18 protein-coding genes are annotated in these 20,869 nt (G+C 42.5%); 3 read left to right on the top strand and 15 right to left on the bottom strand.

Features of this window, described 5'->3' with window-relative positions; translation table 11 throughout:
- Positions 1-59: 59 nt before the first annotated feature.
- The 4 genes from EBQ12_RS05970 to EBQ12_RS05955 all read right to left on the bottom strand — a co-directional run bounded on the left by EBQ12_RS05970 (position 60) and on the right by EBQ12_RS05955 (position 4,344).
- Positions 60-1,517, bottom strand: a complete 1,458-nt coding sequence (locus tag EBQ12_RS05970; protein ID WP_125589365.1) for a glycoside hydrolase family 32 protein — start codon at positions 1,515-1,517, stop codon at positions 60-62.
- 19 nt (positions 1,518-1,536) lie between these two features.
- Complete coding sequence (locus EBQ12_RS05965; protein ID WP_125589363.1) at positions 1,537-2,925, bottom strand: sucrose-specific PTS transporter subunit IIBC; 1,389 nt, start codon at positions 2,923-2,925, stop codon at positions 1,537-1,539.
- A 255-nt stretch (positions 2,926-3,180) separates the two neighbouring features.
- Positions 3,181-4,014 (bottom strand): PRD domain-containing protein, encoded by an 834-nt coding sequence (locus EBQ12_RS05960; protein ID WP_026050173.1) that lies wholly within the window; start codon positions 4,012-4,014, stop codon positions 3,181-3,183.
- A gap of 51 nt (positions 4,015-4,065) precedes the next feature.
- The gene (locus tag EBQ12_RS05955) at positions 4,066-4,344 is read right to left on the bottom strand and encodes a hypothetical protein (protein ID WP_041091342.1); all 279 of its coding nucleotides are present in this window, start codon (positions 4,342-4,344) and stop codon (positions 4,066-4,068) included.
- Between the two features lie 501 nt (positions 4,345-4,845).
- Here EBQ12_RS05955 and EBQ12_RS05950 point away from each other — a divergent pair.
- Positions 4,846-7,269 (top strand): S8 family peptidase, encoded by a 2,424-nt coding sequence (locus EBQ12_RS05950; protein WP_024719489.1) that lies wholly within the window; start codon positions 4,846-4,848, stop codon positions 7,267-7,269.
- Between the two features lie 81 nt (positions 7,270-7,350).
- Positions 7,351-7,578, top strand: a complete 228-nt coding sequence (locus EBQ12_RS05945) for a hypothetical protein (protein ID WP_125589361.1) — start codon at positions 7,351-7,353, stop codon at positions 7,576-7,578.
- Between the two features lie 11 nt (positions 7,579-7,589).
- Here the strand turns inward: EBQ12_RS05945 and EBQ12_RS05940 are convergent, their stop codons facing one another.
- The 3 genes from EBQ12_RS05940 to EBQ12_RS05930 all read right to left on the bottom strand — a co-directional run bounded on the left by EBQ12_RS05940 (position 7,590) and on the right by EBQ12_RS05930 (position 10,720).
- Entirely contained in the window at positions 7,590-8,594 is a 1,005-nt protein-coding gene (locus EBQ12_RS05940) for an LLM class flavin-dependent oxidoreductase (protein WP_283491039.1), read from the bottom strand.
- 54 nt (positions 8,595-8,648) lie between these two features.
- Entirely contained in the window at positions 8,649-9,398 is a 750-nt protein-coding gene (gene nfsA, locus EBQ12_RS05935) for an oxygen-insensitive NADPH nitroreductase (RefSeq protein ID WP_125589357.1), read from the bottom strand.
- Positions 9,399-9,508: 110 nt separating this feature from the next.
- Entirely contained in the window at positions 9,509-10,720 is a 1,212-nt protein-coding gene (locus tag EBQ12_RS05930; RefSeq protein WP_008345489.1) for an FtsW/RodA/SpoVE family cell cycle protein, read from the bottom strand.
- 475 nt (positions 10,721-11,195) lie between these two features.
- On the opposite strand from EBQ12_RS05930, the gene EBQ12_RS05925 reads away from it, so the two are divergent.
- Entirely contained in the window at positions 11,196-11,459 is a 264-nt protein-coding gene (locus tag EBQ12_RS05925) for a spore morphogenesis/germination protein YwcE (protein WP_008345491.1), read from the top strand.
- Positions 11,460-11,536: 77 nt separating this feature from the next.
- Here EBQ12_RS05925 and qoxD read toward each other — a convergent pair whose 3' ends face one another.
- The 8 genes from qoxD to EBQ12_RS05885 all read right to left on the bottom strand — a co-directional run bounded on the left by qoxD (position 11,537) and on the right by EBQ12_RS05885 (position 20,805).
- Positions 11,537-11,917 carry a cytochrome aa3 quinol oxidase subunit IV gene (qoxD, locus tag EBQ12_RS05920; protein ID WP_007497818.1) on the bottom strand — a complete coding sequence of 127 codons (381 nt, stop codon included), beginning with the start codon at positions 11,915-11,917 and terminating at the stop codon, positions 11,537-11,539.
- A gap of 1 nt (position 11,918) precedes the next feature.
- Entirely contained in the window at positions 11,919-12,536 is a 618-nt protein-coding gene (gene qoxC / locus EBQ12_RS05915; protein ID WP_007497820.1) for a cytochrome aa3 quinol oxidase subunit III, read from the bottom strand.
- The gene (qoxB, locus tag EBQ12_RS05910) at positions 12,536-14,494 is read right to left on the bottom strand and encodes a cytochrome aa3 quinol oxidase subunit I (RefSeq protein WP_008345496.1); all 1,959 of its coding nucleotides are present in this window, start codon (positions 14,492-14,494) and stop codon (positions 12,536-12,538) included. The genes qoxC and qoxB overlap by 1 nt, the downstream gene beginning before the upstream one ends.
- 27 nt (positions 14,495-14,521) lie before the next feature.
- Complete coding sequence (gene qoxA, locus EBQ12_RS05905; protein ID WP_089374137.1) at positions 14,522-15,478, bottom strand: cytochrome aa3 quinol oxidase subunit II; 957 nt, start codon at positions 15,476-15,478, stop codon at positions 14,522-14,524.
- Between the two features lie 514 nt (positions 15,479-15,992).
- Positions 15,993-17,075 (bottom strand): M24 family metallopeptidase, encoded by a 1,083-nt coding sequence (locus EBQ12_RS05900; protein WP_125589355.1) that lies wholly within the window; start codon positions 17,073-17,075, stop codon positions 15,993-15,995.
- 7 nt (positions 17,076-17,082) lie between these two features.
- Positions 17,083-18,603, bottom strand: coding sequence for a UDP-glucose--hexose-1-phosphate uridylyltransferase (galT, locus tag EBQ12_RS05895; RefSeq protein WP_125589353.1), 1,521 nt, complete (start codon positions 18,601-18,603; stop codon positions 17,083-17,085).
- 31 nt (positions 18,604-18,634) lie between these two features.
- Positions 18,635-19,627 (bottom strand): UDP-glucose 4-epimerase GalE, encoded by a 993-nt coding sequence (gene galE / locus EBQ12_RS05890; protein WP_098680502.1) that lies wholly within the window; start codon positions 19,625-19,627, stop codon positions 18,635-18,637.
- Complete coding sequence (locus EBQ12_RS05885; RefSeq protein ID WP_430384046.1) at positions 19,627-20,805, bottom strand: galactokinase; 1,179 nt, start codon at positions 20,803-20,805, stop codon at positions 19,627-19,629. Before EBQ12_RS05885 ends, galE begins: the two co-directional genes overlap by 1 nt.
- Between the last annotated feature and the right edge of the window lie 64 nt (positions 20,806-20,869).

Below are 20,869 nucleotides of genomic sequence, written 5' to 3'. Positions count from 1 at the left end.
CCTTGTATATACATGATATAGGCTTTAAGATACAGGCTGATCTCACTAGAAAAAGCAGATCATTGATCTGCTTCTTTTTGCAAATGCCACGTCTTCAATTTAAGCTTCGTTTCATTTCTACCACTGATGGAGATTGATTTATTTCCCGGGGAAGGAAAGTAACGTGCAGTAAATACTTCCCGGCCTCCGTTGACAAAAATCTCAATCGATGATGCATCAATAAAGATATGCAAATCCTGTAATTCCTCAATTTCTACTTCACGAACTTCCTTTGTTCGATCTTCAAATCGATCTCTCTCTAACGTTAGTTTGCCATCATCTTTATCATAAATGATACGAGCAGCAGCACGAATACAGCATTCAAATCCTTTTTGTGTTTCAATTTGATCAATGAATACCTCTGCGCTCGTCATATCTTCAACAGGAATGGAGTGAACAGATCGTTTAACGTGAAAAACATGCTCCTGCTCATTTGTCCGCATAGATCGAAGTTCACTTACCGGCTGTTGAATAAGACGTCCTTCATCATCTAAACGAAGCTCTCTCGGAATCGTCAAGCAATGGATCCATTGATAAGAGATGGTTGGATGATGCTCTTCCCCTTGATCTGGTACACCCATCCATCCCATTAAAATGCGTCTGCCCGATTCATCTTGGAAAGTCTGCTGTGCATAAAAGTCAAAGCCACGATCCAGCTCCTCAAACGCTCCATGCGTATATTGGTAGGTACGATCATCCAATGTACCAACAAAATAACCAGATTGATGTGTATTGTTGTATTTGAATCCATCAGGCTTCAGCCCCTGTGGTGACACGATCAATACATCCTGACCGTCTAATTCAAACAGATCTGGACATTCCCACATGTATCCGAAATGATCTAATCCATTCTTTCCACTGCCTGCAATAATGCCTTGAAACGTCCAATTGTCTAATGTATCAGATGTGAATAAGACAAGATGTCCTTTGAGATCTTTACTTTGTGCTCCAAGGACCATGTACCACTTTCCATTCCGCTTCCACACCTTCGGGTCACGAAAATGTGCAGTAAATCCTGCTGGCAAAGTCGCCACGACACCTTTTTTCTCAAAATGAACCCCATCCTCTGACACAGCTAAACATTGATATGTCTCACGATTTCCTTGCTCATCACGGACATTTCCGGTATACATCACATACATACGACCATCGTCAATGACTGCACTGCCAGAATAACAGCCATTTTGATCAAACCAATCACTTGGCGTGAGGGCAGCCTCTTCATGCTGCCAATTCACTAGATCGGTTGATGTGTAGTGACCCCAGAATTTTGCCCCATGTCCTGTTTTAAATGGCTGCCACTGATAAAACACATGGTAGACTCCCTTCCACTGAATCAATCCATTCGGGTCATTTAAAAGACCGACTGGCGGCATTAAATGGAAGTTCTGACGGTACACATCTTTTTTCACCAAATGCTCATAGTTTCGAATACGATCTGTTACCTTTTGACGAAGTGCTGCGTCCGTTGTTGTCATCACTGTGACCACTCCTTGATTATTTTTCGACTTCTTTGACTTTAAAGATGATGGTAAGAATAAATGAAACAGCAACAGCTATTAACATACCAATAACATAATTTACCACATTTTGTAAACCGAATGGAGCTGCAATGGCAATCATCGGAATCCCTGTTAAACCATAAGCGTTGGCGGCTACCTTCGTGAAGACGACAAACGCCCCGCCTAATGCACCTCCGATCATTGCAGCAATAAATGGCTTACGATAACGAAGATTCACACCGAATATGACCGGCTCAGTAATACCTAAGAAAGCAGAAAATGCTGCTGGTAATGCAATTTCTTTTGTTTTTGCACGCTTTGCTAAGAAAAAGACCGCTAGCCCAGCTCCGCCTTGAGCGACGTTGGACATGGCCCAGATCGGCAGCAAATAATTCCGTCCAATATCATTCAGAAGTCCTGCCTCAATCGCATGGAAGCTATGATGAACACCTGTCAGTACAATTAAAGAATAAGCGCCTCCGAAAATCAGTCCAGCTAAGAATCCTGCATGGTCATAAACATAAGTGAGTGCATTCGAGATCCCTGTACCAAGCATTCTCCCTAGCGGTCCTACAGCAATAAACGTCACAAATCCAGTCACAATCACTGTCACAAACGGCGTCACAAGTAAATCAATACTGTTCGGCACAACTTTTCTTAAATTCTTTTCAATCACGCACATGATATACACAGTCAATAACACGGGAATGACCGTTCCTTGGTAACCAAGAAGAGCAATATCAAAGTTGAATAGATGCATATATTCTGGTTTTGCGTCTGTCAGTCCCCATGGATTCAGCAAGCTCGGGTGAATCATAATGCCCCCAATGACGGCTCCTAAATATGGATTTCCACCAAACTCTTTGGCTGCACTAACCCCAATTAAAATCGGTAAAATGATAAAGGCAGCACTTGAGAACATATCTAGCATTTGGAAGATGGCAGAGCTTGGATCAGCCCATTTGAAGGCTTTCATCATGCCTAATAGGCCCATTAATAAACCGCTTGCTACAATCGCTGGAATAATTGGTACAAAAATATTCGATAGCGTCTTGGAAAAACGTGCAAGTGGATTCATTTTTTGCTTCACGGCTTCATCATGGCTGGCAGGTTTTTGATTCTCGTCGTCTGCCTCAAGACCCGTCTCACGAGCAAAAGGCTCATATACTTTGTTGACAGAACCTGTTCCAAATATGATCTGGAATTGACCCGAGCTTGAGAAGGCACCCTTCACACCCTCAAGTTCTTCAATGGCATCTTTGTCAATCAACGCCTCATCTTTCATCACCAATCGGAGTCGTGTGGCACAATGTGTTGCGCTAATGACATTTTCTTTGCCGCCTAATAATGTTGTTAATTCTTTGGCTGTTTTTTGATAATCCATGTTGTCTCCCCCTTTTTTTAAAACAAAAAAGACCTAAAATTCACCAACGATGAAAGGACATACACGTCCCCTCGTTACGCAAATTTTAGGTCTTGCCTGCCTGACAGTCACAATCCCACGATATTGGTTTTTGATTACGCTTTCATCATAGTATAAGAGCGTGACCTGCGTCAACCTATTTTTTCGAATCAAATGACCCATATACACTAATTAGAGTAGTGTGCATAAAAAAAAGCCTGCGGACAGGCACAACCTTTACACCAATTCGGCATCCTGCAGACGCTGGACATGCAGCGTGATGTAGCCGATCTCCGATTCAGGGAGATGAAGTCCATATTCTTTTTTCAGCAAATCAGCCAGTCCAAGTGCACACCGGTAAGCCGAATCATACTTTGTTTGGATAAAAGTCAGCATGTCATCGTCCATGATTTGAAATGCTTCATTCGATTCCAACCTGCCTAATGCATACCTCAAATGTGTCACAAGCCGCTGATATGAAATACTATCCTCATCAATCGAGCGCTCAAAAACGCTTTCGATATGCTCGATCATTTCTTTGATCATCGTTGTGTATTTGACCGTCTTCTTCATGGACTCCGTATTCATTTTGGCCGTATGAATATGAAGTGCCACATACCCTGCCTCATCGTCCGGCAGGTCAACCCCAAGCCGCTCCTTTACATAACGAATGGCATACTTTCCAATATCATATTCCTGCTTATATAAGACTTTGATCTCACCAAGCAATTTATTATATAGCACAATGCCTTTTTGAACGCGTTCAATGGCAAAGGATAAATGATCTGTCAGTGAGATGTGGATATGATCACTGAGCGGCATCATGAGTTCACCCTCTGCATAACTAATAATATGCTCTGCCACTTCAATATGCGCTTCTGGCAATGTCGCAAGAATTTGTTTGAATTTCTCATTTTCTTCACGCACAACAAAAATCTTCTCTATTTTTTGAACGGGAACGACGTCATTTTTCCCCTTCTGAAAAGCAATTCCGGGCCCCATCACAATTTTCTCCTGATCACCCTCCTTTACAACCACTGCATTGTTATTCAATATTTTATATATCTTCAAGGGGCATCCTCTCCCACAGATAACGTGTCTTATGTGGGATTTTACCCTGTTTCAACTTTTCTGTAAAGATAAGAGCGGACCGGCACGCGCCTCTCTCGTTGTCTTTTCATAAAGCATCATCAGACTTTCTTGAAACGGCTTTTCTGTCCTGCGCTTCTTCTTCTTTTCATCTGCCAGTTTCTCTAGCTTTCTCTCATTCACCGCAAGAAAGAATCCTCCATCCACTGCTGCCACTTTCACCCCCTGCTTCTTCAGCAGCTCACCAGGATTCACAAGCACATTCATCACAAAACCAAACCATACACTCAACCAGTTCTTCCATTTCTTCACTGAACATCCCTCCGATTTCCTTAGAATCTAGCAGTTCTAGCAAATTAACTGTTCCTATCATATCCCGAGAAAAACGAGAGGTTTGTCACAATCTGGGTGAAAAAACGAACTAGTTTTCAGAAGTTTTGTTGAAAAGTGCAGAAGATGAGCATGTTCCACAATGTTTCTATGAAAATTTTATACACACACTATCCCAAAGATAAGCACATCTTATCAACAGGGTTTATCCACATATCAACACCCTCTTACTAGATTTTGTGTATGAGATTTTTTTATTTTCCATATATATATCTGAAAAATTGAGTTATCAACAGATTATTGTGCATAAGTGTGACTTTATAAACAAAATAGTTCTTTATGACTATGTAAAATAAGACCATTTCAGTAAAGGAATTGGTTTCGTCGTATGGAATACTTAATAACGGGCAGTGAATCTTTCCTATTTATCCACAAAAAGAAAGGCTATCTCCCTAAATATACAGCTAGAAAGGGGAAAATTAATTGAAAAAAGTAATCTCTCGTTCTTCTGTTCTATTGTTCTCCACTATTTTTACCTTATCCACATTCTTTTCAGGTCAGGCTGCTGCCGCTCCATCGAACAAACAGGTGGAACTGGAAAAAGCAGAAATCTTCGGCGAAATCAATGTTAAGTCTAGAAAACACACCACTGTCATTGTTGAATTAAAGGAAAAATCCTTAGTTGAAGCCAAGCAAGAAGGCGAAGCACAAACAAAAGCCTCCCTCAAAAAATCTCGAACTAAAGTAAAGAATGCAGCACTCAAAAAGTTAGATAAAGCGAGTGTTCGTCAAGAATATGAAAAAGTCTTCTCTGGTTTCTCTATGAAACTTCCTGCAAACGAAATCCCGAAACTGCTCGCAGTTGACGGAGTAAAAGCCGTTTATCCGGATGTTACATATCAAACAGATGAAGTGAAAAAGAAAAGCGTCCAGCTTCCTCATGAGGATGTCTCTCCACTCATGGATAAAAGTGCTCCATTTATCGGTGCCCCAAAAGCTTGGGATGCCGGCTACTCTGGAAAAGGAGTAAAAGTCGCTGTCATTGATACTGGAGTAGATTATACCCACCCTGATTTAAAAGGAAACTTCGGATTATACAAAGGCTATGACTTTGTTGATAATGACTATTCTCCACAAGAAACACCAAAAGGAGATCCTAGAGGCGAATCGACAGATCATGGTACACATGTCGCAGGAACAATTGCGGCAAATGGACAAATTAAAGGTGTCGCAAAAGATGCTACCCTTCTCGCCTACCGTGTCCTTGGACCAGGCGGATCAGGAACAACTGAAAATGTTCTTGCAGGCATCGATCGGGCTGTCACTGACGGAGCCGATGTCATGAACCTTTCTCTTGGAAACAGTGTGAATAACCCTGATTATGCAACAAGCATCGCACTGGATTGGGCCATGTCTGAAGGGGTTGTCGCTGTGACATCAAATGGAAACAGCGGGCCGAACAGCTGGACCGTTGGATCTCCTGGGACATCAAGAGATGCTATTTCTGTCGGAGCCACTCAGCTTCCGTACAGTCTATACAACGTGAAATTCCCGAACTATTCAACAGCAAAAGTGATGGGCTACTATCAAGAAAATGATTTAAAAGCACTTGACCAAAAACAAGTCACACTCGTCCAAGCAGGCATCGGTGACGAAAAAGCTTTTGAAAACATCGATGTCAAAGGAAAGGTGGCAGTGATTGAACGTGGAGCCATTGCCTTTGTTGATAAAGTGGACAATGCGAAAGCTGCTGGTGCGATCGGCGTTGTCATGTACAACAATACCGATGGAGAAATCCCTGTGGATGTACCAGGTCTAGCCCTTCCGACGATTAAGCTGTCAAAAGCGGAAGGAACAGCACTTGTTAAAGCCATTGAGGCTGGTAACAATACAACGACTTTCTCGATTCAATTTGTGAAAGAGTTAAGTGAACAAGTCGCTGACTTCTCATCTCGCGGACCTGTTGTCGATACGTGGATGATCAAACCAGATCTTTCAGCACCTGGCGTGAGTATTGTCAGCACCATTCCGACACACGATCCTTCTCAGCCATACGGCTATGGATCGAAGCAAGGAACAAGCATGGCATCTCCTCATGTAGCCGGAGTAGCAGCGATTATTAAACAAGCAAAACCATCCTATTCTACAGAACAAATTAAAGCGTTAATGATGAATACAGCAGAAACGTTGTATGACCCAAATGGTAACCCGTTCCCTCACAATACGCAGGGCACAGGCAGCGTTCGAATCATCGAATCACTTCAAGCGTCTTCTATTGTGTCTGATGCAAGCTATTCGTACGGCACTTTCTTAAAAGAAAAGGGCGTTCAAATCAAAACGAAAAAGTTCAAGGTAGAAAACCTGTCAAAAGCACCGAAAACCTATACTATTGATTATAAGTTCGATGGCAACGGCATTAGCACAAACGGCACGAAAAAAATCACAGTGAAAGGGAATTCCACAGGGTCCTTTACTTCCGCAGTACAAGTGAATTATGGGAAAACGAAAAAAGGAACGTACCAAGGCAGTATCACCATTCGCGAAAATGGCAGAAAGGTCACTGAAATCCCTACTTTATTGATTGTAAAAGAGCCTGATTACCCGCGCGTCACTTCGGTTTCTGTAGAGCCGGATAACCGTGCTGGAAGCTATGTTATTAGCAGCTATCTCCCAGGCGGTGCTGAGAACCTTGCATTCCTCGTCTACTCGACAGATGGAGAGTATTTAGGTGAAGCAGGAGTTTATCAACATGTTGATAAAGGAGAGCATCGTGTGAAATGGAATGGCACGATCAATAAAGGACAAAAGTTAGAAGCAGGTGAGTATACAATGCTTGCGTATGCGAGCCTGAAAGGTAAATCAGATACGGTTCAAACGAAAGAACCATTCGATATTTATCCTGAATAAACAAGAATCACATAAAAAGCCTTGTATGAGCCCATCAGCTCAACAAGGCTTTTCTATCATGTATGGAGGAAAGAGAAATTCATGTTGATATGGCTATGGATCGTTTCTTTTATGGCGGCTTTTTTTCTCACGATCACCTTGGTTTATTTTTTTACCTTTTTACATGCAAAACAGCCTCGTCCTTTTCATCAAGCATGTGAACTGACTGTCTATACCACCTGCATTTATCCTCTTAGCTTGGCGGTGACAGCTGCCTTTATTCTCACCATGATGCTCCTCTATCCCTTTTATTGGCTGCGCAAATGGTAAAATGACATACGTTAAGCATCAAAAGCTTCTTTTAATAAACGATACGATGTGAGACGGTCTTGCATGTGATGTGTGATGGTCACAGCGATCACTTCATCTGTACGATACGCCTTTGCGAGTGCTGTCAGCTGTTGCTTCACAGAGGACGGCGTGCCAACAACCATCCTCTGCCGATTGGCTGCTACTCGTTTTTGTTCATATGGACTGTAGGAATAGGCCTTTGCCTGTTCAAATGAAGGAAAGCCGCCAAGGTCCTGTCCTTGTTCGTTAGCTAATAATGATAAATCTAAGCTGACAGCCAATTTTTCTGCCTGTTCCTCTGTTTCTGCACATAAAACGAAGACCGCAAGACTGACACGCGGCTCATCACCAAATTCCGAAGGTTCAAATCGGCTGATATACTGCGACACAGAGTCTTCTCCGCCTTCTCCATTAATGAAAAGAGCAAACGTATAGCCTGCTCCAGCTTTTGCGGCAAGCCGTGCACTTCCTCCAGAAGAACCTAACATCCATACCTCTGGGGCAGTTTCTACCTTCGGAGAAGCAGTCAGGTGAGGCAGCGGATAAAATTCATCGGCTAAATCATGTAAATACACCCTTAATTCTTCTACCTGCTCAGGGTATTGATCACCAAGTCGCTTCCGTTCTCCATGATGAAGGGCAATGGAGGAGATCGGCATACCTCCAGGAGCACGTCCAATGCCAAGATCAATTCTGCCCGGAGCCAAGGCTTCGAGCACTCTGAAGTTCTCTGCTACTTTATAGGCACTGTAGTGGGGCAGCATGACGCCGCCTGAACCAATACGGATATGTGACGTCACAGCTGATAAATGACCGAGAAGCACCTCTGGACTCGATCCTGCGAGCCGGTTTGAAAAGTGATGCTCTGATACCCAAAAACGATGATAGCCCCATTTCTCTGCCTGCTTCGCCAGCTCGACTGTTTGCTTCAGTGCCTCAGCAGGCGTCGCATCTCCAATCAAAGGAGATTGATCCAGTATACTTAATTTCATGATGTCGCACCTCTTACACAAATCCCCCTCTCTCACTCGAAAGGGGGATTTCCTGATTTATTTTCGATTAAAGCCCTTCTCTTTCACAAAATCTCCGAGGAAAGCACGTTTTGGCTGGCTAAAGCCTCGAAGCATTTGCTCAGACCATGTATCTTTTCTCTCACCGTTTGTTCGTTCTTCATAATATGATGAAATACGATCATCGTATTCTTTTAAATAACGATCCACATGAGCTTCGTCTTGCTGATATGTGTTTTCATGGTAGATCAGCTCAACGGGCAGCCGTTCCTTTTGAGATGATGGATTGGCAGGATGTCCTACAGCCAATCCGAATAGCGGCAGCACATAGGAAGGTGTTTCAAGTAACTCGGATACTTCCTTCAGCTGATTACGCAGTCCGCCGATATAGCAGATGCCAAGTCCCATAGATTCTGCGGCGATACTGACATTTTGCGCAGCAAGCGCCGCATCAATCACACTGATAAGAAAGGCTTCAGTATTCTCAAGCGCTTCTTGATGGTTCTTTCCTGCTTTTTTTGCGATATAGTCGTGGCGTTTCAAGTCTGCACAGAAAACAAAAAAATGCCCATTCTTCTCAACGTATGGCTGATTTCCAGCCAGTTCAGCAAGCTTCGCCTTCTTCTCCTGATCTGTTACACCAATGATACTATACGCCTGCACATAGCTTGATGTCGAAGCAGCCTGTGCACTTTTGATAAGTGTCAGCACTTCTTCCTCTGTCAGACGCTCATCTGTAAACGAACGGATGGACCGATGATTTAAGATGGTTTCTATCGTTTTATTCAATTCGAAGACCTCCTTCACTCCTACTATCATAAGTCAAATGAATATTACTTTTCAAAAGTTAGAACTCACGCCAAAAAGGCAGCCTACGCTTAGACTGCCCTTTACCCGTTTTATTTAAATAAATAACTTTGATATTTCGTTAATTGAACACTTGCATTATAGGCGATACCAAATCCAATAAGAACAGATAAAACAGAGCTTCCCCCGAAGCTGATGAATAAGAGCGGTATCCCCGTTACAGGCATGACGCCTATGTTCATACCAATGTTCTGGAATGTATGGATGACAATCAATGCTGTATATCCTACACAGAAAAATGACGCAAACCGGCTATAAGGATGGATACGGTCGATCAGTACAACAAGCCGATAAATCAGGAAGAAGAACATGATGACCACAAATGCGCAGCCGACAAAACCAAAAGCTTCCCCTATGATAGAGAAAATCATATCTGTCTGAGCTTCTGGAACATATACTTTTAAGTTCTTCACACCGTTCCCGAAAATTTGTCCTGCCCCAATTGCCATAATGGCTTGCTCGACTTGATATTTATCCGATCCAGATGCATCCTGTGTCTGGGCTTGGTTGGCTGTCGAAGAACTATCAGGCAGCCAAGCGGTAATCCGGTTGATCTGATACTGCTGAATCCCGATTTTTTGTGCGAAATCAGGGAATAGAATAATCACGGCTAACACAGCGGCAACTAAAAGCACAACCACTGAACCGATGAGAGAGATCAATTTCCAGTTGACCCCTGATAAAAAGACCATGACAACGACAATAAACATACATACCGCAGCCGTACCTGCATCTTGCAAAAAGATGAGTCCGACTGGTACAGCAGCCACGCCAGCAATTTTTAATAGTAGGAAAATATCATCTTCTAATGTTCGTTTTCCTCTTGGGGTTGCTTTCCCAATGACAGAGGCGAGCATCATAATCAAACCAATTTTCATGAACTCTGAAGGCTGAAATGTTCCAATTCCCGGTAACACAAACCAACTTTTTGCACCATTTTTAATTGGAGCAAAATCATGACCTGCAATTTGTGCAGGAGCAATTTTCAAAAGAATTAAGAGCATAATGCCGCCTATAAAAATATATAAGCTTAACTTTTCTAATTGTTCCAGATCGAAGTAATTAATAGCCACAATACAGATGACCCCGACCATGTAGTAAATGATCTGTCTGGTCCATGCATTAGATCCATATTGCCCAAACTGTCCCGCAGCATAAATAGCGATGACACTGATGGCAAAGAAGGCTAAAAATATAAAAATCAAATCTCCTTGATAGTAAGGAGATGTATTCTGCTTGTTCATGAACTAACCACCCTTATTACAAAACATAAAAGCCCTTATTTATATTAGATTGAAATTTTCACAAAAGCAACTCACCTTAAATATGACGGAAGTGACACCTGAAAGGTTCCATTCTAATTTCAAAAAATGAAATACTTTTCATCCTAATAATAGGAAAAAATCCCTTTCTACTCTATCATGACAACCGATCATAAGTCCTTTAAAAAGATTATTTTACAGATTTTAAGGGGAAAATTCAATGACTTATGTGGCGATATGAAAGGTTAACATCTTGCCAGCATAAGCTTAACTGAGGTATAAGAAAAAAACAATTTCTGCGGAATAAGGCCCATTTTCCAATTATTGAGTTTACTTCAAAGTCAATTGTGGTATAATATTTGTAACAAAATGTTCACAATATCTCCTAAAAACAGACACAATTGCATCCTGACCTCTCATTTGAATTGAACATCAACTTACAAAGGAGTTGGATACGATGGATATGTTCTTTGCGTACCTATGTATTGCAACAGCTACACCCCTGTTTTTATGGTTGGAAAACAGAAAGATTGCATTAGCATCTATTCCACCCATCATGATTATGTGGATTTTCTTCGGTCTTTACATGACAAGCAGTTTATCTCCAGCAGGACATACCTTCATGATCGCATTCTTTGCCATTAACGTGATTCTGGCTCACATTGCAGCATTCCTCATCTATGGACTTCCATTCATTCGCAAAAGATTCAGCAGCAGGTAGATATTGCATCATCAATTGGAAGCGTTATCACAATCAGCATAAAAACCACTCACCTATGAAAGATGAGTGGTTTTTTATTATTTCTCTGAATGCTCAGACTGCTTTGGCGCAGATGGTGAATAACCGTCTTTGCTGTTCTCTCCGTGGCTGTAGTGAGCCGCGAAGATCCAAACAGACCCGATGACGAAAATGATCGCACAGAACAGACCAAACAAAGTATTTCCGACTTGAACAGTTCCGTTCTCACTCTCTGTCATGTGCATGAACATGAACAGCTGCAAGAATGCTTGAATGAAGGCAAAACCAAAGATAATCCATAGTTTCGCAGAACTGCCAATTTCAGCTCCGATGGCAATCCAGAATGCTAAGATGGTTAGCACAATGGAGAGAATGAAGCCGACTACGTGTTTCCAAGGGAAGTGTTCGTGCTCTGCTGAGGAATGTGTTTTTCCAGCCATATCACAAAAGCCCCCCTAATCCGATCAAGTACACAGCTGTGAAGATGAAAATCCATACAACATCAAGGAAATGCCAGTATAGACTTGAGATAAAGATCTTCGCTGCTGTTTGTGGTGTTAATCCACGTTTTTTAATTTGGAACAAGACACCTGTAATCCAGAAGATACCGATGGATACGTGTAATCCGTGAGTTCCTAAGAGAACAAAGAATGCAGACCAGTATGCACTTGTATGGATGCTCGCACCCTCATGTACATAATGGAAGAATTCGAAAATCTCAAAACCAACGAAGCCTGCACCTAGAAGCAGTGTCAGAATCGTCCAAATGACAACCCCTTTTGTACTTCCACGGCGCATTTCATGAACGGCAATCCCGCATGTAAATGAACTCACCAATAGCAGGAATGTCATGATCAATACAAGCTTCATATCAAATAGCTCAGCTGGCAAAACGCCGCCAGCTGTTCTGCCATGAAGAACAAAGTAGGTCGCAAAAAGTGTTGAGAATAACACGATTTCCGCGCCAAGGAATATCCAGAAACCAAGGATGTTTAAACGTCCTGTTTCAGACTGATATTCAAGCGGTGCATTTGCATAGCTGCTATCATTATGTCCCATTACTTCTGCGCCTCCTTATTCTTTTTCTCTGTTTCAATCACTTCTTCAACAGGAATATAGTAGCCATCGTCATATTCAAATGAACGTAAAATCATTGTTGCGAATACACCGATTAAGCCGATAACGCCAATCCAGTACCATTCAAATACAAGACCGAATGCACCAAGTCCGAAGAATGCAGACATGATAAGCGGTCTGCCTGAATTGTGCGGCATGTGAATTTTCTTGAATTCTTTTTCAGGATGAACGTCTACATTGTTTTGCTTCCAATGATGGAATGCATCTGGTGACGTCACTTCTGGAAGTGCTGCAAAGTTATAATGCGGCGGAATTGCAGAAGATGTCGCCCAGTCAAGCGTACGTCCTTCTCCCCAGCTGTCTCCAGACACTTCACGTTTCGCGTGTCTCCAGCTGTAGTAAATGTTATAGCAAAGGATGATGAATCCGATACCCATCATGAATGCACCAATTGTTGAAATAAAGTTCAGTGCAGTCCAGCCATCTTCTGGTCCATACGTATAAATACGTCTTGGCATTCCTTGCAGTCCTAAGAAGTACTGCGGGAAGAAACAGATGTTAAATCCGATCATGAATACCCAGAAGAACCATTTGCCGATTCGTTCGTTTAACTTGTAACCAAACATTTTCGGATACCAGAAAACTAGACCTGCAAAACAAGCAAATACAGTACCTGCGATTAATACATAGTGGAAGTGGGATACTAAGAAGTACGTGTTATGGTACTGGTAATCCGCAGCTGCCATCGCAAGCATAACCCCAGTCACACCACCGATTACGAAGTTCGGGATGAAACCAAGTGCCCAAAGCATTGGGGATGTAAAACTGATACGGCCTCGATACATTGTAAAGAGCCAGTTAAAGATTTTCACACCTGTTGGTACAGAAATCGCCATTGTTGTGATCGAGAAGAATGAGTTAACCGCTGCACTGTTCCCCATTGTAAAGAAGTGGTGAACCCACACAAGGAAACTAAGAACAGAGATTGCCACAATCGATACAACCATCGCTTTGTAACCAAACAACTGCTTTCTTGAGAACGTCGCAAAGATTTCTGAGAAAATACCGAAAGCCGGCAGGATAACGATATATACCTCAGGATGTCCCCAAATCCAGAAAAGGTTCGCCCAAAGCATTGGCATACCGCCCGCTTCGAGTGTAAAGAATGCTGAACCGAATAAACGATCGAATGTCATAAGTGCTAAAGCAACTGTTAAAACAGGGAATGCGAAAACGATAATGACAGACGTGATCAATGTTGTCCATGTAAACATCGGCATACGCATAAGCGTCATACCTTTTGTACGCATTTTTAAGATGGTCACCATGAAGTTAATACCTGTCATTAGTGTACCAATACCTGCAATTTGGAGCCCGAGCAAGTAGTAGTTCTGTCCAGGTCCTGGTGAGAAATCATTTCCGGCGAGCGGCATGTAACTCGTCCAGCCTGCACTCGGTGATCCTCCAATAACGAAGGAAATGTTGAACAGCATTGCTCCGACCATAAATGTCCAGAAGCTCAAGTTGTTCAAATACGGGAATGCAACGTCACGTGCACCAATTTGAAGAGGAACCACGACGTTGATTAAACCAATTAAGAATGGCATCGCCATGAATAAAATCATGATCGTACCATGCGTTGTGAAAATTTCATTATAGTGGTTTGAATCTAAAAACGTATTATTAGGAAGCGCCAGCTGCGCGCGCATCATCAGTCCGTCTACCCCACCGCGGAAGAACATAATCACAGCAGCAAGGATATACATGATTCCAAGCTTTTTATGATCAACTGATGTCAGCCATTCTTTCCAGAGCCATTTCCACTTTTTGAAGTAGGTTAAAACAAACACAATGGCAATGGAAGTAAGAGCGATAGAAATTTGCGCACCAAGAATTAATGGGTCTCCAGTTACAAAAAACTCATCCCATTTTAAATGCATAACGGCCTCCTCCTTTCCTTAGTCAGTTTATTCGTTTTCTAGTTTTCTTTTATAGTTCTTCACATTCTCGAAAGGATCTGTCTTGGAATGCGGAGAAACTGATTGGTAACCTAAACGTTTGCGTGCTTGGAGTGCATATTCAGAATCCTCTCCGTGCTTCGCAAAAGATAAATGTGTTGATGAGAATGTCTGCACATCTGCAGCATCAGGAAGCATCAAGTAGTCATACGTTTTCTTCGTTAACTTTGGTGCTTCTTTTTTCGTTTTATTTACCCATTTATCATAGTCAGACTGCGTCATCGCATTGACTTTGAATTTTTGCTGAGCAAAGCCTTCGCCTGTGAAGTTGGCGTTTCTTCCTTCATATGTGCCTACTTCATCAGCTTGAAGATATTGTTCCATTTCCATTCCAGCCATCGCATACTTCTCCCCGCCTAGCTGAGGAATCCATAGTGATGCCATTGTATCAGCGGAAGTGATTTTGAATAAAACCGGCTGATCTTTTGGAATGTTTAAGTAGTTCACTGTTTCAATATTTTCCTCTGGATAACTGAAGATCCATTTCCAATCAACTGCTGTAGCATAAACGACAAGTGGATCTTTATGACTTGTTGCTTGAGGCGCCTCTTCCAAAGAGTAAATGGTTTTTACAGTTGGAACTGAAAGGGCAGCAACGATTAATATTGGGATCACTGTCCAGACAACTTCTAGAAGCGTATTCCCGTGTAGTTCTGGGTTATAAGAGGCGTTTCCAACGTCCTTACGCTCACGGTATTTAACCAAAATGATGGTAAACAGTACAAATACCGCACCAACGATAAAGAGCATGAATCCAATAGATAAAAGGATTAAGTCTTTTTGTTGTGCTGCGACTGGTCCTTTAGGATCTAAAACAGCGATATTGCTGCAACCTCCTAATACAAAAACACTCACGAGCATCGCTAATAAAAGCATAGGTTTAATGGCTCTGAACAAGAAGATCACCATCCTTCCTTAAATAATGTATAAATTGCTGAATAATTGTGAAAAGCCATCTGCCTTCGAAAACTTTTCTTCCCTTTGTAATGCTATCAAAATCTGTTGGAGTTAGCTCCCCTTTTTTCAAAAGTTCATTTATTTTTCAACAGATTTCTATTGAAATGTCATAAATTCGCCATAAATTTATATTATTGCACACACAATAAATTTCTAGGAATTTGAAAAGTTGAGAGTTGAAGGCAAAGGACAAACAATCAAGAACTTTGTCAAATTTAGGTTTACCACAATAAAAAAGTTTGGTCAAATTTCAATTTAACTTCATGAAATTTTATCTAGGTAAACAATTCTAAAATAGGTATCCCCATATTTAACAAAAACCTTACTCATTTTAACGCAAGTCGACAAGAAAAGAAAGTATCGATCCTCCCCCTATGCGCTGTAATGATTGGTAATGGTGATAAATGAGTGGAAACTCGCTAAAGACTTCCAGCAAAAAACCGGCTCATCGCCGGTTTCTCATTTATTCATCTCTCACCAAAATGTCTGGTCGCCTATAGATGCTTCTTTCATGTTCTACGTCTATATACGTCCACTTGCCTGTATAGGTTAAAAAGCGATTCCCCTCTTTCTCTACGACCATCGTATCCTCTGATTTCAATCCTGGTAAGGAAGGATTCCAAGTGAATACTTGATGAAGCTGGATCTCTTCCACGGATGAAGGAACTGCAATGATCTCTCTAGACACAAATCCAGTCTTCCCTCCTTGGTGAAGCTTTTTCCAGCTATCAGGAAATCCTTCTTTTTCATATTGAGCAATGCCTGCCTTCAATACATCTCCAATGGTGTTCCCTGGACGAGTGGCCGCATTCATGACCGTGTCAATTCGCGCAAGCCTTTCTTTGTTTTCTTCAAGCTCCTTTGGTAGCTGTCCAAAGTAAACGGATCTTGTGACATTTGCCACGAGTCCATGCCGTTCAGCACAAAGGACAACCAGTGCATGCTTTTGAAGTGCTTTTTCTGTTGGGATCGGGTGGCGATATTGATGAATCCGGTCATCTGTCGCCACAAGCAGCACTTCTATCGTCATCCCCTGCCCGATCGCTCTTTGAGCAACAAGCGAAGCAATTTCATGCTCCGTCTGTCCTGGAACGATTTCTTGACAGACACTTTCTACAATAACCGCTGTTTCATGACAAAGGGTTTCGTATTGGCTGAGCTGTGGCGCTGAAAGGATCGATCGAACACGAGACAAATCGGGTTCGATCCATTCCACTCCTTCCATTTGAATGTCCGCACCGATTCGTTTGTCTTTTATGAGTGTTTGAATGTAAGGAGTCTCATCCTCAAACCAATCCATTGTGACGACTTGAAAGGGATGGTCAAAATACGCCATTTCTTCTTCAATGATTCGTTTTTCTTCCATTTGATTCACAACTAGAACAATGTCGTCTTTCAACACAAGTAGCTGACAAACGCCCTCTGGCGTGTTTAACACAATGTGGTTTCTTCTTCCTCCTGTAAGCCAAGAAAAGTTATTACGCTTTTGAATGAGAACACCGTCGAGTTGTTTTTCTTCCATTAAAGTTCTTACCTGTTCAATCATCAACTCATCACCTGCCTGTATGGAGTGTTTGAACGAAACGTTTAAATGCTGTTTTCCCTTGCTCTGTTCTTTTAAACACACCCGCCTGCGCGAGTATACGAGAAAAAATGAGGCCGATTTCTTTTTGTAAAATGGTTTCTACGTTGTCCTTCGTAAAGGTATTCTCTTCGATCAGACGCTCTGCCCATGACTCGTGCTTCATGATAGACGGGCAGGCTTTGATTTCTTCAAGAGGGTGTTTGGATAGCAGCGCCGCTTTTAGCTGGCTTAATTCCTCTGCTAATCTTCCAGGAAGGACGGCGAGACCCATGACCTCAATTAAACCGATATTCTCTTTTTTAATATGATGAACTTCTTTGTGCGGGTGGAAGATTCCGCCTGGGTGCTGCTTGTCTGTACGATTATTTCGTAGCACGAGATCTAATTCGTACTCATCCCCATGACGGCGTGCGATTGGTGTAATGGTATTGTGCGGGGTCTCTCCTGTATGAGAGAACAGCCCCGCTTCTGGATCTGAATACATTTTCCACTCATGTAATATAAAATCCGCTGCCTCCGCAAGTGTCTGCTGGTCGCTGCTTTGAAGCCTGATCACTGACATCGGCCATTTCACAATACCCGCCTTCACCCTCGGAAACTTTTCGAGAGAAAACACTTCTTCCATCTTTGCTTTCGCCATCGGAAATTCATGAGCACCACCTTGAAAGTGGTCATGACTTAATATGCTGCCTCCAACAATGGGAAGATCAGCATTTGATCCTATGAAATAGTGCGGATATATAGATATGAAGGAAAGCAGACGCTCGAAGGTCTTTTTAGATATCTGCATTGGTTCATGCTCGCCCTTGAACACAATACAATGTTCGTTGTAATACACATACGGCGAGAATTGCATAAACCACGACTCATTTGTAAGTGTTACCGGAATAATCCGGTGATTCTGTCTTGCTGGGTGATTGATGCGTCCCCCAAACCCAACGTTTTCTTTACAAAGGAGACAAAGAGGATATTGCTTTTGACTAAGCTTTTTGGCTTCAGCGATCGCTTTTGGGTCCTTTTCCGGTTTCGATAGATTAATCGTGATCTCAAGCTCACCATCTTCTGTCGGTGTAAACCACTGCACATTTTTGGCAATTCTGCCTGTATGAATATAGTGGGCATGCTGCTGCATTTCATAAAACCAGCTTGTCGCTGCCTTTGGTCCGCAATGCTTGCGTTTCTCTTCAAACTTTGCATAGATGACACTCGGAGGCGCCACCAAGCAACCCATGATTTTGGCATCTAATAAATCACGATACGTATCTGTCCCGTCAGGAATAAGGCCTGTTTCAACTGCCCAATCGAGCATCGGCATTAAGATGTCTTCAAGGTCGCTGTCTCCTGAGACTGTTCTTGCCTCAGCATCATCGAGACCAAGCACCTCTAGCAGCCGGTTCCTTGTATAATCAATATCTAGTGGTGATATCAGCTCTTTATTAACCCCATATTGAATCAGCTGTTCTAGCTTTTCAAAAATATCAATCGCCATTCCCTTTGTCTCCTCCCCTGCCTGCTACACGTTACTCACTTTGATAGCCATCTGGATGTTTCTGAAACCAATCCCATGCACTTTGAATGATGGTGTGGAGATCTGCATATTGCGGCTTCCACCCTAGTTCTTTCAGCGCTTTTTCTGATGAAGCAATCAGCTTAGCTGGATCACCCGCACGTCTTTCTGCCACCTGTGCTGGAATGGCATGACCCGTCACTTCTCTTGCGGCTTCTACGACCTGCTTCACAGAGAAGCCTGTGCCGTTCCCTAAGTTGTACGTCGCGCTTCCTTTTCCTTCACGCAGACGCTCAACCGCTAGAATGTGCGCCTCTACTAAATCCATGACATGAATGTAGTCTCTAATGCATGTGCCATCCTCTGTTTCATAATCATCACCGTAAATCATGATTTGATCACGTTTTCCTAAAGCCACTTGCAGAATAATTGGGATTAAATGCGTTTCTGGCTGATGATCTTCACCGACAATCCCTTCTGTATGAGCACCGGCTACATTAAAATAACGAAGCACAACGTATTCGATACCATATGCCTGCTCAGACCACTTCAGCATTTTCTCAATCGCGAGCTTCGTTTCCCCATAAGGATTTGTTGGGTTCGTCTCATCCGTTTCAACGATCGGTACACGCTTTGGTTCACCATATGTCGCAGCAGTTGAAGAGAATACAATGCGTTTCACATCAAATTCATTCATCACCTGAAGTAAAGCCGTTGCCCCTCCGACATTGTTGTCATAGTACTTCAGCGGGTCTGTTACACTTTCTCCAACAAGTGAATCTGCCGCAAAGTGCATGACCGCTTCAATGTCATGTGTTTGAAAAACACTTCTTAAAAAAGCGTGATTCCTTAAATCTCCCTCTTCTAATACGGCACCCTTTACGACTGCCTCTTTATGACCTGTCTGCAAATTATCCACAATCACCACTTGTTCTCCTTTAGCCAAAAGAGCCGCTACCGCATGACTGCCAATAAAACCTGCTCCCCCACATACTAAAATTGCCATCAAAATTCCTCCTTCGTTAATTCTCTAGCGCCGCCTCCAATTCCAGCTGTGTAAAAAGAGGCTTGAATGCCTGTTTTTTCTTGATAAATCGCACCTGTTTCTTCTATAAATGAGTCCAGTAGCTCTTCTTTCACAATGCTGACGGTACAACCCCCAAAGCCAGCACCTGTCATACGGGAACCAATCGCCCCTGGATGTTGCCATGCGGCTTCCGCCAGTGCATCTAGCTCAAGCCCAGTGACTTCATAATCATTCTTTAAAGAAAGGTGAGATGCCTTCATGAGTGCACCTAGTTCTTTCATTTTATCATCTTTCAGAAAATTTACTGCTTTCATGGTCCTCTCGTTTTCCGTGATGGCATGTCTTGCACGTCTTCTACACGTTTCATTTTGTATCAAATGTTCATGCGTAGCGAATTCATCCACCGTGAGCTCACATAAATGACCGATATCTAATTCTTTTCTAAGATCGCTTAAAGCAGATTGACATTCCGAACGGCGCTCATTGTATTTGGAATCTGCAAGTGTTCGTTTTTTATTTGTATTGGCAATGACAAGTGCCAGACCCTCTTGCCGAAATGGGCTGTATTCAAAGGAAAGCGTGTCACAATTGAGCAAAATAGCGTGACCTTCTTTTCCAAGACTAATTGAAAATTGATCCATAATGCCGCAGTTCACGCCAATAAACTCATTTTCAGCACGCTGCGCAAGAAGGGCTAGGTCGATTTGCGTTACGCCGAATGACGACCATTCATTGATCAAGACAGCCGTGACGAGCTCAATAGAGGCAGAAGATGACAGACCTGCGCCATTTGGAATATTGCCAGCATACACAATATCAAAGCCTTCTTTCACATCCATGCCTGCTTCGATAAACTGTTGGAATACTCCCTTCGGATAGTTCGCCCAGCCGTCCGATTCTGAGAAAGCGATTTCAAAAAGATCGAACTCTTTCACACCTTCTTCTTCAAAATTCAAGGAATACATTCTGACGCGTCCATCTGATCGTCTTGCTCCCGCAGCATATGTACCAAGGGTGAGTGCACATGGAAAGACATGGCCCCCATTATAATCTGTGTGTTCACCAATCAGATTGACTCTGCCTGGGGCGAAAAAATAGCGGAGTTCTTCCTGATCTCCAAATTGCTGGTGAAATGCTGCTCTTAATGTGTCGATCATATCCATTCCCCTTTTCTCTTCTGATAATCTTATTTTAGTTGCCCCGTCAGCTGAAGTTCAATGG

Origin of the sequence: Bacillus sp. 2B09, from assembly GCF_003946835.1 — a bacterium.
In the GTDB taxonomy this organism is placed as follows: Bacteria; Bacillota; Bacilli; order Bacillales; family Bacillaceae; genus Bacillus; species Bacillus altitudinis.
Note: the sequence above shows the minus strand (reverse complement) of the source record. Positions and strands in the feature narration are given on the sequence as shown.

Excerpts from the sequence above, each read along its gene's own strand:
- EBQ12_RS05970 (WP_125589365.1), bottom strand. The coding sequence starts at position 1,517 with ATGACAACAACGGACGCAGCACTTCGTCAAAAGGTAACAGATCGTATT.
- EBQ12_RS05965 (WP_125589363.1), bottom strand. The coding sequence starts at position 2,925 with ATGGATTATCAAAAAACAGCCAAAGAATTAACAACATTATTAGGCGGC.
- EBQ12_RS05945 (WP_125589361.1), top strand. The coding sequence starts at position 7,351 with ATGTTGATATGGCTATGGATCGTTTCTTTTATGGCGGCTTTTTTTCTC.
- EBQ12_RS05930 (WP_008345489.1), bottom strand. The coding sequence starts at position 10,720 with ATGAACAAGCAGAATACATCTCCTTACTATCAAGGAGATTTGATTTTT.
- EBQ12_RS05925 (WP_008345491.1), top strand. The coding sequence starts at position 11,196 with ATGGATATGTTCTTTGCGTACCTATGTATTGCAACAGCTACACCCCTG.
- qoxD (WP_007497818.1), bottom strand. The coding sequence starts at position 11,917 with ATGGCTGGAAAAACACATTCCTCAGCAGAGCACGAACACTTCCCTTGG.
- qoxC (WP_007497820.1), bottom strand. The coding sequence starts at position 12,536 with ATGGGACATAATGATAGCAGCTATGCAAATGCACCGCTTGAATATCAG.
- qoxB (WP_008345496.1), bottom strand. The coding sequence starts at position 14,494 with ATGCATTTAAAATGGGATGAGTTTTTTGTAACTGGAGACCCATTAATT.
- EBQ12_RS05900 (WP_125589355.1), bottom strand. The coding sequence starts at position 17,075 with ATGATTGAACAGGTAAGAACTTTAATGGAAGAAAAACAACTCGACGGT.
- galT (WP_125589353.1), bottom strand. The coding sequence starts at position 18,603 with ATGGCGATTGATATTTTTGAAAAGCTAGAACAGCTGATTCAATATGGG.
- galE (WP_098680502.1), bottom strand. The coding sequence starts at position 19,627 with ATGGCAATTTTAGTATGTGGGGGAGCAGGTTTTATTGGCAGTCATGCG.
- EBQ12_RS05885 (WP_430384046.1), bottom strand. The coding sequence starts at position 20,805 with ATGATCGACACATTAAGAGCAGCATTTCACCAGCAATTTGGAGATCAG.